This is a genomic window from Paenibacillus sp. FSL H7-0350, from assembly GCF_038593195.1.
Taxonomy (GTDB): domain Bacteria; phylum Bacillota; class Bacilli; order Paenibacillales; family Paenibacillaceae; genus Paenibacillus_AQ.
Genome location: NZ_CP151972.1, coordinates 1225271 through 1240715 on the forward strand (window position 1 = coordinate 1225271; position 15445 = coordinate 1240715).

The 15445-nt window shown below is 52.2% G+C and carries 16 protein-coding genes; 5 read left to right on the forward strand and 11 right to left on the reverse strand.

What is annotated here, in order from left to right:
- Positions 1–56: 56 nt before the first annotated feature.
- From NYE24_RS05675 to NYE24_RS05695, 5 genes are all read right to left on the reverse strand, one after another.
- The gene (locus tag NYE24_RS05675; RefSeq protein ID WP_341185488.1) at positions 57–1046 is read right to left on the reverse strand and encodes an aromatic acid exporter family protein; all 990 of its coding nucleotides are present in this window, start codon (positions 1044–1046) and stop codon (positions 57–59) included.
- 95 nt (positions 1047–1141) lie between these two features.
- The gene (locus tag NYE24_RS05680) at positions 1142–1978 is read right to left on the reverse strand and encodes an ABC transporter permease (RefSeq protein WP_342478272.1); all 837 of its coding nucleotides are present in this window, start codon (positions 1976–1978) and stop codon (positions 1142–1144) included.
- The gene (locus NYE24_RS05685) at positions 1975–2754 is read right to left on the reverse strand and encodes an ABC transporter ATP-binding protein (RefSeq protein ID WP_340753306.1); all 780 of its coding nucleotides are present in this window, start codon (positions 2752–2754) and stop codon (positions 1975–1977) included. The genes NYE24_RS05680 and NYE24_RS05685 overlap by 4 nt, the downstream gene beginning before the upstream one ends.
- 14 nt (positions 2755–2768) lie before the next feature.
- Positions 2769–3779 carry an ABC transporter substrate-binding protein gene (locus NYE24_RS05690; protein WP_342478273.1) on the reverse strand — a complete coding sequence of 337 codons (1011 nt, stop codon included), beginning with the start codon at positions 3777–3779 and terminating at the stop codon, positions 2769–2771.
- Positions 3780–4007: 228 nt separating this feature from the next.
- Positions 4008–4652 (reverse strand): hypothetical protein, encoded by a 645-nt coding sequence (locus tag NYE24_RS05695; protein ID WP_342478274.1) that lies wholly within the window; start codon positions 4650–4652, stop codon positions 4008–4010.
- Positions 4653–4835: 183 nt separating this feature from the next.
- On the opposite strand from NYE24_RS05695, the gene NYE24_RS05700 reads away from it, so the two are divergent.
- Positions 4836–5075, forward strand: a complete 240-nt coding sequence (locus tag NYE24_RS05700) for a hypothetical protein (protein WP_036699054.1) — start codon at positions 4836–4838, stop codon at positions 5073–5075.
- Between the two features lie 664 nt (positions 5076–5739).
- Here the strand turns inward: NYE24_RS05700 and NYE24_RS05705 are convergent.
- On the reverse strand, positions 5740–5877 hold the full coding sequence (locus NYE24_RS05705) for a hypothetical protein (protein WP_179090468.1): 138 nt from the start codon (positions 5875–5877) through the stop codon (positions 5740–5742).
- Positions 5878–6205: 328 nt separating this feature from the next.
- Here NYE24_RS05705 and NYE24_RS05710 point away from each other — a divergent pair, with 328 nt between their 5' ends.
- Positions 6206–6832 carry an FMN-dependent NADH-azoreductase gene (locus tag NYE24_RS05710; protein ID WP_036699056.1) on the forward strand — a complete coding sequence of 209 codons (627 nt, stop codon included), beginning with the start codon at positions 6206–6208 and terminating at the stop codon, positions 6830–6832.
- 561 nt (positions 6833–7393) lie between these two features.
- On the opposite strand, the gene rsgA is transcribed toward NYE24_RS05710, so the two are convergent.
- From rsgA to NYE24_RS05730, 4 genes are all read right to left on the reverse strand, one after another.
- On the reverse strand, positions 7394–8497 hold the full coding sequence (rsgA, locus tag NYE24_RS05715; RefSeq protein WP_235218522.1) for a ribosome small subunit-dependent GTPase A: 1104 nt from the start codon (positions 8495–8497) through the stop codon (positions 7394–7396).
- Between the two features lie 740 nt (positions 8498–9237).
- The gene (locus NYE24_RS05720; RefSeq protein WP_342478275.1) at positions 9238–9909 is read right to left on the reverse strand and encodes an HAD family hydrolase; all 672 of its coding nucleotides are present in this window, start codon (positions 9907–9909) and stop codon (positions 9238–9240) included.
- A gap of 155 nt (positions 9910–10064) precedes the next feature.
- Positions 10065–10523, reverse strand: coding sequence for a DUF3939 domain-containing protein (locus tag NYE24_RS05725; protein WP_036699060.1), 459 nt, complete (start codon positions 10521–10523; stop codon positions 10065–10067).
- Between the two features lie 120 nt (positions 10524–10643).
- Entirely contained in the window at positions 10644–11240 is a 597-nt protein-coding gene (locus NYE24_RS05730; protein ID WP_036699062.1) for a metalloregulator ArsR/SmtB family transcription factor, read from the reverse strand.
- A gap of 198 nt (positions 11241–11438) precedes the next feature.
- Between NYE24_RS05730 and NYE24_RS05735 the strand changes: the two genes are divergently transcribed.
- On the forward strand, positions 11439–12425 hold the full coding sequence (locus tag NYE24_RS05735; RefSeq protein WP_342478276.1) for a YpdA family putative bacillithiol disulfide reductase: 987 nt from the start codon (positions 11439–11441) through the stop codon (positions 12423–12425).
- Positions 12426–12446: 21 nt separating this feature from the next.
- Entirely contained in the window at positions 12447–12890 is a 444-nt protein-coding gene (locus NYE24_RS05740) for a DUF441 domain-containing protein (protein ID WP_076158441.1), read from the forward strand.
- 105 nt (positions 12891–12995) lie between these two features.
- Here the strand turns inward: NYE24_RS05740 and NYE24_RS05745 are convergent, their stop codons facing one another.
- Complete coding sequence (locus tag NYE24_RS05745) at positions 12996–14744, reverse strand: ABC transporter ATP-binding protein (RefSeq protein WP_036699069.1); 1749 nt, start codon at positions 14742–14744, stop codon at positions 12996–12998.
- Positions 14745–14863: 119 nt separating this feature from the next.
- On the opposite strand from NYE24_RS05745, the gene NYE24_RS05750 reads away from it, so the two are divergent.
- A complete protein-coding gene (locus tag NYE24_RS05750) occupies positions 14864–15379 on the forward strand; it encodes a hypothetical protein (protein WP_036699072.1) in 516 nt (171 codons plus the stop codon).
- The last annotated feature ends 66 nt before the right edge of the window (positions 15380–15445 follow it).

The following is a 15445-nucleotide window of genomic DNA, read 5'->3' on the forward strand; positions in this document are numbered from 1 at the left end:
TATCGTTATTTTACACCGGATTGTGAATACCTGACACCTAAATTACATGGATTTGCTTACGCTTTGCCCTTCGCAGGCTGCTTGTCCTTCGCCGGACGCAGCTCCACCGGGCTTTTATAGCGTTTGGCAATCTTAAGATACAGCGCAAGCTCACGGCATAATTGCAGAATCGCGGAGCGGATCTCGAATTCCTCACGCGAATCCGGCAGCTCCATCTCCTGGAACTCCTGCTGCAGCTCCTCCAGCAGCCGTTCGGTCCGGCCGGTATATTCCTCAGCCAGCACATCGCCGCTAAGCTGGTCGAAAAGCTCTGCCACCATATCTCCGTGCGGCAGCTGCCGGTAGACCTGCGAGAGCAGCTGCATCATATTCTGGATAGACTCCAGCTGCTCCTTACGCATATAGAAGTACACATTCCAGGCTTCATCCGGGTGGATCACATGATTCTCCATTTCCCTGGATGCTGCGCTCAGCCCCTTCTGCACAGCCTCCCCTGCCCCGATCAGCTCTTTCCCGTCCCAGATATAGCCGGGATCACGGAGCGTTCTGGCCATTTGCCGGAAGATGACCGAGAAGTAGCCGTCCACCTCTTTGCGGATGCCCGCAATGATCCCGCCGGTCTGCGGCATGTAGATGAAGTTCACAAGTCCGGCGGAGCCGAGGCCGATAATCAGCAGCTCCACCTGCTGCAGCAGGATATGAACCGTGATATCAGCTTGTCCAAACACGCGGAACACAATGACCGAGCTGGTGACGATCCCTTCCTTGAAGCCGGATTTGACGATCAGCGGGAAGCCGAACAATACATACAGTCCTAGTACCCAATAATGAAAGCCTAGGGCCCAAAACAGAATACAGCCCAAAAAGAGTCCCACCAATGAGGCGAAAAAGCGCGCCGAAATCGTGCGTAGACTCCTTTTACGGGTCGTTTCCACCCCGAGAATGGCCAGCAATCCCGCGCTTTGGGCATTAGGGATACCAGCGGCGGCTGCCAGCAGAATAGACAGCAGAGTTGCAGCCGCCGTTTTAATAATACGAAATCCCATGTGAATATCTCTCCTACACCGTTAAGCTTCAACATTCAGATAAAGATATAGTCATGGTACAAGATTTTGCCAAGAGACACAATATGACATGGTTCTTACCGTCTCGACAGCAGCAGCTTCTCCACATACACCACCAGCTGGTACATGGCCGTAGCCACAGCCGCAATAATGAGCAGGCTCGACATGACCAGGGTGAAGTTGAACACCTGAAAACCGTAAATAATCAGATACCCCAGCCCCGATTTCGCAACCAGAAATTCACCGACAATGACGCCGACCCAGGACATACCGACATTCACCTTGAGAGTGGAGACCACAGCCGGGAACGACGCCGGGAGAATTACTTTGCAGAACTCCTGGCTCTTGGAAGCGCCGAAGGAGCGAACCACTTTGACCAGATTCGGGTCCACGCTGCAAAAGCTGTTGTACACTACCAGCGTCGTGATAATCACGGTAATCGATAAGGTGGTAATGACGATGGCGGTGAAGCCTGCCCCGAACATTACAATGAAGATTGGGCCGAGCGCCACCTTCGGCATACTGTTGAACACAACCATATAAGGGTCCAGGACGGCGGACAGAAAAGGCGACCACCAAATGACGACAGCCAGCAGCGTTCCGATTAAGGTACCCAGAATAAAGCCCACCGCGGTCTCGCCCACGGTCATTCCCAGATGCGGCCACAGACTGCCGCTGATCATGTCCTCCCAGATCTGCCCGAACACCTTCGTCGGATAGCTGAACAGCAGCTCATCGATCCAGCCCATTCTGGCCCCGGCTTCCCAGAACACGAAGAACACCAGCAGCAGGCTGCTCCGGACCATAAGCACCTGACTCTTGCGGCGCAGCTTCTTCTTCCTGTAATCCGCATGCTTCTGTTCCAGCCACTGCGCACGGGAGGCCGTCTCACGGGGCTGCACTTCTGTATTCACATCTCTTCCCTCCCTGCCAGCTCCATTTCCTTCCATACCTCGTGAAAAAGCTCCGCGAAGCCCGGCAGGTCCCGCGCATACAGCGGCGGGGTGCGGCGAATCGCTTCCGGAATCTCAAAAATTCTGCGGATTCTGCCCGGATTCGGCTGGAGCAGAATGACCCGGCTGCTGACCGCAATCGCTTCAGACAGGTCATGCGTAACCAGAATAGCCGTGGTTCCCCGGCGCATCAGCGTCTCCGAGACCAGATCCTCAAGTTGCAGCTTAATCTGGTAGTCCAGCGCCGAGAATGGCTCATCGAGCAGCAGCAGGCTGGGGTCGGTAGCCAGTGTCCGCACGAGGGCAACACGCTGGCGCATCCCTCCTGAGAGCTGTGCCGGATAGGCTTGCTCCTTGCCTTCCAGCCCCATATCGGCCAGCAGCTGCAAGGATTTGGCACGCGAGCTTCCGGTGAGCCTTCCGGTCAGCTCCAGCCCGAGCAGCGCGTTATCCTCAATCGTCCTCCAGGGAAACAGATAGTCCTGCTGGAGCATATAGCCGACTTCCGGCGAAGGTCCCGCGGCCTTACGTCCGCTGAGCAGCACCTCACCGCGTGAAGCCTGCAGCAGCCCGGCGATGATCGACAGAATCGTTGTTTTGCCGCAGCCGCTCGGTCCGACCAGACTGACGAACTCGCCTTGGCCAACGCTGAGATTCAGATCCTCTATAGCAAGCGAAGCCTCGCGGTCTCCCAGATAGGCGTGCGTGACTTCCTTCAACTCGACTACTGGAAGCATAGTGGTCGGCCTCCTCACTCCTTGATGGTGCTCTCTGCCTGCTCTGCAAAGCTGTTATTAACTATTTTAGCGGCAGGGATTCGTTCCTTCAGCTCACCGGCATGGTCAATAACATCCAGCAGATTATTCCATTCCTTGTCATCAATTACCGGATTCACCGCATAGGTATCCTGTTCCTTATAACGGCTGATGGCAGAGACCACAATGCCCCGGTCAATCTTTTCAAAATAAGGCATGACCGCGTCAGCAATCTCCTCAGGACTATGAGCCTTCACCCATAACTGGGCACGCTGGACCGCATTGGTGAATTTCTGCACCGTGTCCTGATTCTTAGTAATGTAGCTCTGCTTGGACATGAATACCGTATACGGCAGATAACCGCTCTCTACCCCGAAGGAAGCAACCACCTGGCCCCGGCCTTCACTCTCGAAGATCGATGCCTGAGGCTCGAACAGCTGCACATAATCCCCGGTCCCTGAAGCAAACGCGCCGGCAATATTAGCAAAATCAATGTTCTGGATCAGCGTCAGATCCTTCCCCGCATCAATCCCCTTGCTGCGCAGCGTGAATGCGCCCGCCATCTGAGGCATGCCCCCTTGCCGTTGACCCAGGAAGGTCGAGCCCTTCACTTTGTCCCATGTAAAATGGCTGTCCGGTGTACGCGCGAACAAGAAGGTTCCATCCCGCTGCGTAAGCTGGGCGAAATTGATTACAGGATCATCCGCCCCCTGCTGGTACACATAAATGGAGGTCTCCGAACCGACCAGCGCCACATCGATTGCTCCTGAGAGCAGGGCCGTCATGGTTTTATCTCCGCCCGGTATCGTCTGCAGCTCTACATCCAGCCCTTCATCCTTGAAAAAGCCCTGCGATAAGGCCACATATTCAGGCGCATAGAACACGGAACGGGTAACTTCGCCGATCTTCACCTTTACATTACCGGATTTACTGCCGCAGCCTGCAAGAACAGAGCCGAGCACAAGCATCACCAAGAATGGCAATGACAGTCTTTTGAACCCTTTCATCCTTTCCACTCCTTTCCTCCCGGGTCATTCGCCCTTGCTCTATGCATATGCGGGAGTCTATGGAAAGGTTAAAGCACAATGTATAAAGCGCTTACATTTTATTCGGTTCGTCAACGCCGCCCACATTATGAGCGATCGCAGCGCCGTATTCACGCTGTACCAGACCAGCGAGCCAGACTCTTCAGAGTTGAGCGGTGCTTCCGCCAAAGCTATTTTGCAAGAATAATCTTAACAGAGCAGCCATTCCCCAAAAGCATGACATAACTCCGCCCGGGTCAGCGGGAACGCAATGATATAACCGTTTTCCTGCTCACTGCTGCTGCGCAGAAGCCATCCGCCCGAAGAAGCTTCAATGTAAGAGATCTGCTGCAGGGTCCAGCCTTCATCATTCCTTGCACATAACCGCAGTTCACCGGACGCTGTCCTATTCTTCAACACTTTAGCCAATTCCACAGAGCTGTCGGGATCTCCCGTCTCCGCTTCCAGTGAAGCCGCCAGCACACAGAGGTTCCACGTTCCGGCCTTCTCATGAATCTCCTCATAACTCCGTCTGGACAGGAATACCGCTGGAGCGGACTGATTCCCGGGCTGCGCACACTCGAAGCAATTGAACAGATAATAGCAGGCGCGCTTCATCTCTGCCGGTTCCTTCAGCCCGTAGGCGAAATCATCCTCTTCCGTTAACCCTGTCATGAGGATCTTATCCTTATGTACTTGCAGGCATACATCCTGCGCATATTCACGCTCATTGAATTTCATTCTGCAGATCCGCTTGGAGCCGGAGGCTGTGTGCAGGAGCTCTGCCACCACCCGACGCTGGGTCTCACCCGGGAACAGATACTGTGCCAGACAGATAACCTCTTGCTTATTCACATTCTTTATCCCTTCCATTTAGGCATACATGTAAGTATTAATGTAAATGAGTGGCTTTCAAAAAAACAGCAAAACTATAAAACTTGCAATCTTTATGTTATCATAAGCTAATTTTAAGGTAAAATTAAGAAACACAGGGTAAGATCAATACCATGAAATACTTTTAGCGAGGTGGTTTTCAAAATGAGAATGCTCATCACATTTCAAAACAAGCTTGTCCCTGTATATTTCACAACAGAAAACAAACAGCCGACCCAAAAAGTACTTCGACTGCTAAACAGCACCCTTGAACTCAAAATTCAAAAAGGCAAAAACGCCCTGCAGACCTGTTTGAATTCCCTGATCAGTATCGAAATTAAAGGCTCAGAAGCTATATTGCACAGTTACAGTGAAAATGATTCATTGGCCTTATCCCTCTATTAAACAGAGGGATATTTTTTTTTTGCGGATGAATATGATTACCTTCGCGCGAAGACAATGTATGCTTTTTTCCACATACGTTTGTTCCATCTGCCTGCTTGCGAGTACGATGTATGCTGTTTTTCACATACATTCAGCCTTCAGTCACATTCAGTATCAAAGTCACTCTATGATTCTTTCCAAAAATTCTTATTTACATATGTACGCTCACCTTTTCCACAGCAGGAGGGGCTGTCTAAAGCCATGAAATGGAGACTTAGGACAGCTCTTTATTGCGGAGTAGGATCAACGTGAGCACTTGGATGGACGCTCCGCAAACGGAACGTTGTTACAATCGCTGTTGTTTCCAGATTTTTTTCATTCCCCTTAGCGGTGTAAATCCGGACACAAAGGCGACCGCTGCCGCTTTTCCGCGGGTCGTTCCGTCCGCTCCGCTGTTTGAGCGAAAAACGACTTGTCTATCTATAAAAAGAAACAAAAAATCGCTCATTTTGGTAAAATGGAGGTACCACTTTGAGTTCCGGAGATTTCTGCAAGTGACTGTCGCCGCTCAAAGAATTCACTTTTGAAACAGCCCCCTATAATGTAAAAAAGCACATTCCTACAAGTGAGGGATGCGCTTAGTCTATGGTTTACAGGGGCTTAACACTCAACATTATACCGGCACTCAGCCAATCCGGAGGTTCCGGTTCTCCTCTTTCTCCGCCTTTTTAATTCGCAATTTGAACAACTTCACCAGATTACGCCGGGTATGCTCTTCGTGACAGCTGTCCAGTTTCTTCAGGATGAAACGGTCTATGGACATGTCAATCGCTCCTTTAAATGGGGGCTTAGTCCCGTGATCTGGAGAGGGAATCATTTCCTCTTCTCCTTATATCACCTATATAACCGGGCCGCTGATACCTTAAACTTGTCCCTGGCTGCGCCTGCACCGCTTGCGAAATTAGGAATACTACATATAGACCGTTCTCGGGCGTATTAGAGAGCTGTTATAGAAGATATGGTACATTTGCGAAGGATAGCAGCTTCTGCAGGCAGAATAAAAATTTTATCCGACGGATATTTACAAACTAAAAATTAAATGCTATATTATCGATAGTTAATATTAAATAGATATCTAAGGAGAAATCATAATGTCGAATGTACTGTTTATCAAAGCTAATAACCGCCCTGCCGAGCAATCCGTAAGTGTTCAGCTCTACAACGAATTCCTGTCCAGCTACAAGGAGACTCATCCGCAGGACCAGATCACTGAACTCGACCTGTTCGCTGAACAGCTTCCATACTACGATAACACTCTGATCACTGGTGTATACAAAGCCGCTCAAGGCTTCGAAGCTACTCCTGAAGAAGCAGCAGGCGCCGCACTTGTGAAGAAATATCTGGACCAGTTCCTGGCTGCTGACAAAGTAGTATTCGCCTTCCCGCTCTGGAACATGACCGTTCCGGCTGTACTGCACACTTATATCGATTACTTGAACCAGGCTGGAACTACCTTCAAATATACTGCTGAAGGTCCTGTAGGACTCTTGACTGGTAAAAAAGCAGCTGTTCTGAACGCCAGAGGCGGCGTGTACTCCGAAGGCCCGGCCGCAAGTGCTGAAATGGCTGTTAACTTCATCATGGGCAACCTGAACTTCTGGGGCTTCAAGGAAACTACACAGGTAATCATCGAAGGACACAACCAGAACCCGGACAAATCCGCTGACATTATCGCTTCCGGCCTGCAACTGGCTAAGACAGCAGCAGCATCGTTCTAATCTGCTATTAATACGTAAAAGGGGCTGTCCATACTTGGGGCAGCTCTTTATTTCGGAGTTGGATCAACGTGAGTACTTGGGTGGACGCTCCGCGAACGGACCGATGTTCCAATCGCTGTGCTGTTTAAGCGGGATGCGAACATTCTTTTTAAAAAACCAAAAACGGAAAGCAGCGATTCCCAATAACGGGAATCGCTGCTTTTTTAATGTTTGAAGCTTTGCCACTGCTATAACAGTTGCTGAAGCAGGTGGATTTTTTCCACTTGCTATTCAATAAGTAGCCTCAAGCTAGGGAACAGTTGGATAAAAGACACTTGATCTCCTGCAACTCTTCCCAATTGAGGTATTAGCGGTGTAACAAGTGACGTTTATCCACCTAATTTCCCAAAATGCTCATGAGTCACCAAATTAAGATACGTTTTTCTAACTAATCTCCGGATGCCGTAGCTCCTACTTACACAATCCTCAGCATCCAACAAGCTTATTCCGTTATGCAAACTTTAATACCTGTTCCCATGCTAGCTTCCATGCTTCTACAACGCCCTGGGATTTCATCGCCGCTTAATATTCGTCCAGCACCCGCTGCCAGCTTTTGCCCTTCGCACGGGGCGGGGTGCTTTTGGTGGAGGCGGCGGCTGTCTTGCGCTTCTGTCGCGCTTCCTTGCTGTTCTGGAATTGCAGCTCCTTCTGCGTCTTGTGGTAATTCTGCAGCCGCTTTCCGTCCAGCACACCGTTTGCGGCCGCCGCAAGCACGGCGCAGCCTTCCTCCCGTGTATGAGTACAGTCACTGAAGCGGCATTCCGCCGCAAGGGTGCTGATCTCACCGAACGCCAGGTCCAATCCGCCGTCATCCTCCCACAATTGCAGCTCGCGCATTCCCGGCGTATCGACGATGATTCCGCCGTCCGGGAGGACGAACAGCTCGCGGTGTGTAGTCGTATGACGTCCGCGGCTGTCCCCTTCCCGCACATCCTGGGTAAGCTGCAGATTGCGGCCGCTGAGCCAGTTGACCATCGTCGATTTACCGCAGCCGGACGAACCGGTCAGTGCTACCGTCTGGCCGCTGCTGATGTAGGGCTGGAGCTCCTCCCGTCCGTCGCCCAGCAAGGCGCTGACCACATGGACCGGGACACCGGGAGCCGCCTGCTGCATTTCGGCCATTTTCAGCTCCGCATCAGTGCACAGATCTGCCTTAGTCAATAGAATGACGGGATTCGCCCCGCTGTTCCACGCCATAATCAGATAACGCTCCATCCGCCGCACATTGAAATCATCATTCAGTGCACTGACCAGGAATAAGGTATCCACATTGGAAGCCACAATCTGCTCCTCCTGCGTCGGGCCCGCCACCTTACGCGAGATGACGCTGTGACGGGGAAGCACGCCATGGATCACAGCATGCGCTCCCCCATCCTGCATCGCCAGTACCACCCAGTCGCCTACCGCCGGATATTCGCCGGAACCGCTCAGTGAATGCCGGAACTTGCCTGACAGCTCACCCCATATTTCACCTGTTGTGGTAATTACTCTGTATTTACTGCCGAAATCTCCGGCAATCCGGCCCGCTGCATACTTCCTGTCGTCCAGCAGCCGCAGCTTATCTGTCCATTTTCTGTTCCATTCTTCATTCCAGCCATACTGTTCAAGCTTGATATCGATATTCATGTATTTCCTCCTGAATGGGTTATTATCTTTCTTTATTAAGACGCACTTAAGATTAAAACTCGAAGCATGGTCGTAACTGCGGTGAACATTTGGACTTCCAGCCGCTGTTGTGTTTGGATTTCTTGGTTTAAAACCGCTCCTCGCGGTAGAAATCCAAACACAAAGGCGGACGCTACCGCTCCTCCAGTTCCAAATTTCCCCTCCGTTTCTTTTTGCTTTTTGTTAATTTCTTAAGTGCGTCTCCTACCTCCGCTTACTACAAATCCATGTATCTCCGGGCAGCATTGGCTCCACATGCGTACACAAAAAAACCGCTGGAACCCAAAGGTTCCGGCGGCAGAGGCAGACTCCGCTGCGATTCGGTTCTATGCTGCTATACAGCAAAGAACCGCCCGCTGGGCAGAGTCATTCCAGAATAGCGGAGGCTACTCTCTCTCTTCGCGAGAAGGAGCAGACACCGCTATTTCGGGCGTGATGCAGCAAAACTGCACACGCAAAAAAGCCGCCGGAACCGATACGGTTCCCGGCGGCTCTAGAAGGCATCATAGAGCTTGCTTGTGAAGCTGGGGATTAATAACTACTCCACAGCCGCATTTCCCGGAAGACACGTATCCACAACAGTTGCAACCAATCCTGAACCGCTAGTATAAACTGCCATTTGACATCGTCTCCTTCCGAAATAATATGCTGTTATAATATACGGCCCGAATGCCGTTTGTCAACAGCAGGCCCTAACTTTCTCAAATAATGCCCCGCAGCTCGTCCAGCTCCTGAATGACCGCAACCGGCTTCACATTCAGTGATTCATCCCAGGCATGATTGCGCTTCAGCCAGATCGTATCCATCCCGCTCTGCGCCGCCCCCCAGATATCATTCACGGGATGATCCCCAATGAATATAGTCTGTTCCGCCGTGGAACCCAGACGTTCCAGGGCTAACCGGTAGATCGCAGGATCAGGCTTGCTGATCCCGGCTTCGCCCGAAATGACGATCGTGCGGAAGTAGCCGCGGAGTCCGAGCAGATCGATTTTGCCATATTGAATATCCGTGCCGCCGTTCGTGACCAGTCCCAGCGGATATCCGCGGTCCCGGCAATACTCCAGCGTCTCCACCGCATGCTTCATCATCGCCCCGTGGCGGATATAGGTCTCGTCATAATAGGCCCGGATGTCCGCAGCGGTCAATGCCTTCTCCCAAGGCAGAACCTCGCTCAGCTCCGCGAAGAACCCGTCCTTATCCCGGTATCCGTCGGCATCCCTGATAATCATATCCTCCACCACCTGCACGGCCTGCTCTTCGCTAAGATGTTCCAGGAAATCCTGCACAAACTTCATGCTGAAGCTGCGGAAGGTCTGATCACGGTCCATCAGGGTGTTGTCCAGATCAAATAGCAAAGCTCGTACCTCTCTCATGTATACGCTCCCCTTCTGTCGTCCATTTCTGCGATAAAACACCAGATGCTTATTGTACTACGCCCCGTGTCGCAAAATAAAGACCATTCTGCCCGGAAAGACAACCTCTCCTTCGTCAGAATGGCCTGTATAGGGGGAATCAGGTACGTGAGCTTTCAGGATTCAAAATGCTCTGCCCGGTGCGTCAGCATCATTTCCTCGTCGGTAATATATAGCGGGAACGGCGGTGTCTCCTTCAGATAACGCTCGGTGGACAACAGCCGGTAATGAACCTCAGGGAGCCAGGCATCTTCGAGCAGCGGCAGCTTGCCGGTGTCACTGATATAATTGTCTACCGCCGATTGAACCATGTCGAGGTAGTACGGCACCAGCTTGTCAGATTCTTCAAAAATCTCAAAGGTCTCGCTCGACATATAGAATTTCTGCTGCGGGACCCCGCCTAAATATCGTTTGAGCCGGTTCAGGTCAATACTCTTATCTTCCTGGATCAGAGCGGTACGGTTAATGGGAGCGGGCATATCTTCTTCAAATTGCCTTACAGCCTGCTTGATCTGCGGCAAGGTAACGGTTGGATAATTGGGTTGCAAGTTTTTTTTGGCACGTTTGAATATCATACTGAAGGTCTCCTTTCGAAGCTTTTGTCAGATAACGCTTACAATACCATTTTATTCGTTATTTGAACAATTAATCAGCAGTTTCGCACTTGTCATAAAAAATCCCCATTTATTAGTTCATTATTTGACATTTTCCCAGCGAGTCCAGAGTTCGGGCGGGTTGAGCTCGTATCGCTCATTCTCCCGGTACATGAATTGGTGCATAATGAACTCGCGGCGGATTGTGGCATAATCATCATGGAACGGCTTAATGAACTCGTTGATCTCTTTCTCCGAATAGACCACACCCGGTTCGAGCTTCTCCACCATATATTGCAGCGCGATTAATTTCTTCTTGTATTGTGCGGGAATCTGGCGCAAGCGTCCGTCCTTGGCAAAAAAATTACGGAGCACCGACTCCTTCAGACTGTGTTCAGGCGACTCTTCTTCCATCTCCTCCACCCCCTTTGCAAAAATAAATTTCAGCGAGGCCTCAGAGCCTGACTGGATAAACTCGGGATTCAGCTTGAAATATACAGTGTTCTTGTCTCTGCGCTCCTGAATGAGAGCGGCTTCACGCAGCTTGGCTGCATGGTGGGTCACCGTAGGCTGAGACAGATTCAGCTTCTCGGCTAAGGCGTGACCGTGAACCTCGCCCCGGGACAAGAGTAGAAGAATGCGCAGCCGGGTGGGATCGGATAAAGCTTTGTGATAGGCGACAATTTTGTCTAACTGCAAGCGGGATCACACTCCTACGGATATTCGTAAGGCAGTTGGGGGGACTGCCAATTTACATTTTAGATATATATCTAATTATATACCCATCTTGACATCTGATCAATCCCCAATTTGCGGAATTCACCGGCCATGGCAAAAAACAAAAATATAAGGTACCATTTACTGAATAGAATACTACCTTAGGAGGACATAGATATTATGCTAGACGTTATTATTATCGGCGCCGGTCCCTGCGGACTGTCTGCAGCCATCGAATGCCAGCGCCAAGGGCTTTCCAGCCTGATTGTGGAAAAGAACTTCATTGTCCATTCCATCTACCTCTATCCGACCAACATGCAGTTCTTCAGCACCACCCCGCTGCTCGAGATTGGAGATGTGCCCTTCACCTCTCCGAACGACAAGCCCTACCGCCATGAGGCGCTGGTCTACTACCGCCGTGCTGCCGCGCAGCATCAGCTAGAGATTGCCGCTTATGAAGAAGCGCTGTCCGTTCTGCCGCAGGAGGATGGCAGCTTCGTTGTACATACGGTCAACAAGCGCGGCGAGGAACAGCAACGTAGAGCAGCGAACGTAGTCATCTCTACAGGTTACTTCGACCAGCCTAATCTGATCGGGATTCCCGGGGAGGAGCTGCCGAAGGTCACGCATTATTTTGGCGAGGCACATCCTTATTCCGGTATGAAGGTGGCTGTAATCGGGGGCAGTAATTCAGCGGTGGACGCTGCGCTGGAGCTGCTGCGGGTAGGCGCCAAGGTGGATATGGTCTACCGGGGAAGCAGTATCTCGGACAACATCAAGCCTTGGGTGCGCCCGATCTTCGAGAGTATGGTGCAAAAGGGGAGCATAACGCTGCATCTCGAATCGCGCGTCACGGAGATCACCCCGGCCTCGGTCCTGCTAACCTCCTCCGTGAGCGGGGAACCTACCGAGCTGGATAATGACTTTGTGCTGGCGATGACTGGCTTCCGCCCCAGCAGGGCCCTGCTCACCTCTGCCGGGGTGCAGATGGATGACTCTATGGATAAGCCAGCCTTTAACCCCGCTACAATGGAGAGTAATATACCGGGCATCTATGTCGCCGGGGTTATCGCTTCCGGACGGAATGCCAACGAGGTATTCATCGAGAGCGGGCGGGGGCACGGCAAGCTGATTGCCGATCATATTGTGAGCACAAGGCTTACTTAAGAGAAGGAGTGTATCCAAGCTATGGATATAACCTCGTTATTGTTGCTGGGTCTGGCAGCGCTCGGTGTCATCAGCAGCAACTCGCCGATTACCATTGCCATGGTCGTGCTGCTGCTGATCCGTGTGCTGGGACTTCAGCAGGCTTTTCCCTGGCTGGAGAAATACGGGCTGACCGTCGGCATTATCATCCTGACCATCGGGGTCATGACGCCGCTCGCCAGCGGGAAGATCTCCCTCCAGACCATCGGACAGTCGTTCCTGCACTGGAAATCCCTGGCCGCCATCGGAGTTGGTGTCCTGGTTGCTTACCTGGGCGGTCGCGGAGCCGTGCTCATGGGCAGCCAACCGACCATCGTCGCCGGGTTACTCATCGGAACTGTCCTTGGCGTGGCTCTGTTCAAAGGCGTTCCCGTGGGACCGCTAATTGCTGCAGGCATCCTGTCGCTGCTGATTGGCCGGATGTAAGTCCAGATCAACCTCAAGACCAAGGCAAGACGAAACAGGCTGCAAGTCCACCTATACGGGTGGAACTGCAGCCTGTTTGATTTGAATAAGAATAGTATAGACGCGCTAAGCATCCAGCCGCTGAACGTTGAACAGCCGGGCGTAGCTCCCCGCAAGTCCCATCAGCTCCTCATGGGTGCCGCGTTCGGTGATCTCACCGTTCTCCAGCACGATAATCTGGTCGGCATGGGTAATCGTAGACAGCCGGTGGGCCACAATCAGCGTCGTCCGCTCGGAAGCGAGGGACTGCAACGCCTGCTGGATCAGATGCTCGGACTCTAGATCCAGCGCGGAGGTTGCTTCGTCCAGAATCAGCACCTTGGGGTCCTTCAGGAACACCCGTGCAATCGCCACGCGCTGCTTCTGTCCGCCGGACAGCTTCACCCCACGCTCCCCCACCTCGGTATCATAACCTTCCGGCAGCTGCATGATGAAGTCGTGGGCATTCGCGGCTACCGCCGCCTTCATGACCTCCTCTTCCCCCGCTTCCGGGTTCCCGAACCGGATGTTGTCGCGTACTGAGCCGCTGAACAGGAAATTATCCTGCAGCACCATGCCCACCGTCCGCCGCAGACTCTCCTGCGTCAGCCCGCGGATATCGTGGCCGTCCATGCGCAGACTGCCTTCGCTGATGTCGTAGAAGCGGGGAATCAGGCTAATCAGCGAGGATTTGCCGCCCCCGCTCATCCCGACAAAAGCCACCGTCTGGCCCGGAGCGATACTCAGATTAATGTCCCGCAGCACCCACTCATGCTCGTCGCTATACTTGAACCACACCTTGTTGAACTCGATCTTCCCGGCTGCCTTCAGCAGCGGCTTCGCGTCCGGAGCATCGACAATATCATACGGCTCATTCAGCAGCTCCAGCACACGTTCCAGAGAGGCCGAGGCCTGGGTAAGCACCGTCGAAGAGTTAATCAGCCGGCGCAGCGGGGCATACATCCGGTCCAGGTAGCCGAAGAAGGCCACGAAGGTTCCGAGCGTCAGATTGCCTTGGATGACCTGGTATCCCCCGTATCCGATGACAAGCAGCGGTGCAATATCGGTCAAGGTGTTGATAATAGCGAAGGTGAAGGCATTCCACCGTGTTTGCGCCAGCGCTTTTTGCAGAAACTTGCCGTTGATCTCCTCGAATTGCTGCAGGTCTACCCGTTCCATCGTGAAGCTGCGGATGACCGCAATCCCTTGAATCCGTTCATGCAGATAGCCCTGAATGACGGCAAGTGCCTGTGACCGGTCTTTGGTCAGCACCTTGAGGCGTTTGTACAGCGTATTGACGGCAATGCCATACAGCGGCAGAATCGCAATCGCCACCAGCGTCAGCACCGGATTCAGATAGAGCATGAAGCCCAGGGCGAAGAGCAGGGTGAACATATCCAGCCAAACATTCATCATTCCGACCTCAACCAGGTTCTTCGACTGCTCCACATCGTTAATAAACCGGGAGATGGCCTCGCCCACCTTCGTATTCTGGTAATAACGCAGTGACAGCCGCTGCAGATGCCCATAGAGCTTATTGCGCATATCGAATAGCACCTTGCTCGTAATCAACTGGGCGAAATATTGGCGGTAATACTCAACCGGCCCGCGGACAATCACGAACAGAATCAGGCCCCCGCCGATCACGGTCATCAGCTTTGAGACCCGCTCCGCTATCGTTAGTGCCGGATTGCCCAGCAGCTCATCGACTACATATTTCAGAATCATCGGCAGCGTCAGCGGAATGCTGAATTTGACCATCCCGATGATGAGAGTGAGCACAATCCATTTCATATAAGGCCGAACAAAGGTATAATAAGATTTCCAAGATTTCACGGCTTGTCAGGTCCTTTCCAATTCATTCTTCATCAGGGTACAGTTGACATTTGCGCGCTGCAGTGTTTTATTATTTTTAAACAGTTACGGTTGCAGTACCAAAATTCAGGAGGATAATGATGCCCAGACAATTTGTGACGGAAGCCGTCATGATGGCGATTTACGGCCAGCTCCTCATCCCGCGGAGCCCTGTAGAATATATAGTCCCTTATACCACAATTATGGAGTTATACGAGCTGCGCGACAGCGATGAGCCGGTGATGAGCCAGGCGGATGACGACAAGCATGTCAGACTCAGAATCCGCGAGCTGATCAACTATTTCGAGGAGCCGCTGAATGCCAAGAAGATCAACCGCTGCCTAAATATCCCCTGGGCCAAAAGCTCTGGCATCCTCCTCGGCGGACACGCGCAGATTACCATCATCAACAGTATCGACAATGCCTCCTACGGAGAAGCGTTCGATCCGATTGAGACAGAGCTGCTGCTGGCCTCCCAGCGTGAGAAGGTGCCGATTCTGACCGACCAGTTCGAGCTGATCCAGCGCATCATCGAAGGCGGAGTTCCCGTCCAGGTATATGATATTGATGATTTCGAGTTCGCCATGGAGGAAGAAAACTTCCGCAGCTCGCACTAATCGCGTCACCTGAGCAGCGGGCAGCTTCGCTTTCCTGGTGCGTACAAGTGGAAACGGCTTGGCCGT

What these genes read in the sequence shown, in the direction of transcription:
- NYE24_RS05710 (WP_036699056.1), top strand. Translation starts at nt 6,206, where the DNA reads ATGTCGAATGTACTGTTTATCAAAGCTAATAACCGCCCTGCCGAGCAA.
- NYE24_RS05690 (WP_342478273.1), bottom strand. Translation starts at nt 3,779, where the DNA reads ATGAAAGGGTTCAAAAGACTGTCATTGCCATTCTTGGTGATGCTTGTG.
- NYE24_RS05735 (WP_342478276.1), top strand. Translation starts at nt 11,439, where the DNA reads ATGCTAGACGTTATTATTATCGGCGCCGGTCCCTGCGGACTGTCTGCA.
- NYE24_RS05725 (WP_036699060.1), bottom strand. Translation starts at nt 10,523, where the DNA reads ATGATATTCAAACGTGCCAAAAAAAACTTGCAACCCAATTATCCAACC.
- NYE24_RS05740 (WP_076158441.1), top strand. Translation starts at nt 12,447, where the DNA reads ATGGATATAACCTCGTTATTGTTGCTGGGTCTGGCAGCGCTCGGTGTC.
- NYE24_RS05700 (WP_036699054.1), top strand. Translation starts at nt 4,836, where the DNA reads ATGAGAATGCTCATCACATTTCAAAACAAGCTTGTCCCTGTATATTTC.
- rsgA (WP_235218522.1), bottom strand. Translation starts at nt 8,497, where the DNA reads ATGAATATCGATATCAAGCTTGAACAGTATGGCTGGAATGAAGAATGG.
- NYE24_RS05705 (WP_179090468.1), bottom strand. Translation starts at nt 5,877, where the DNA reads ATGTCCATAGACCGTTTCATCCTGAAGAAACTGGACAGCTGTCACGAA.
- NYE24_RS05720 (WP_342478275.1), bottom strand. Translation starts at nt 9,909, where the DNA reads ATGAGAGAGGTACGAGCTTTGCTATTTGATCTGGACAACACCCTGATG.
- NYE24_RS05685 (WP_340753306.1), bottom strand. Translation starts at nt 2,754, where the DNA reads ATGCTTCCAGTAGTCGAGTTGAAGGAAGTCACGCACGCCTATCTGGGA.
- NYE24_RS05750 (WP_036699072.1), top strand. Translation starts at nt 14,864, where the DNA reads ATGCCCAGACAATTTGTGACGGAAGCCGTCATGATGGCGATTTACGGC.
- NYE24_RS05675 (WP_341185488.1), bottom strand. Translation starts at nt 1,046, where the DNA reads ATGGGATTTCGTATTATTAAAACGGCGGCTGCAACTCTGCTGTCTATT.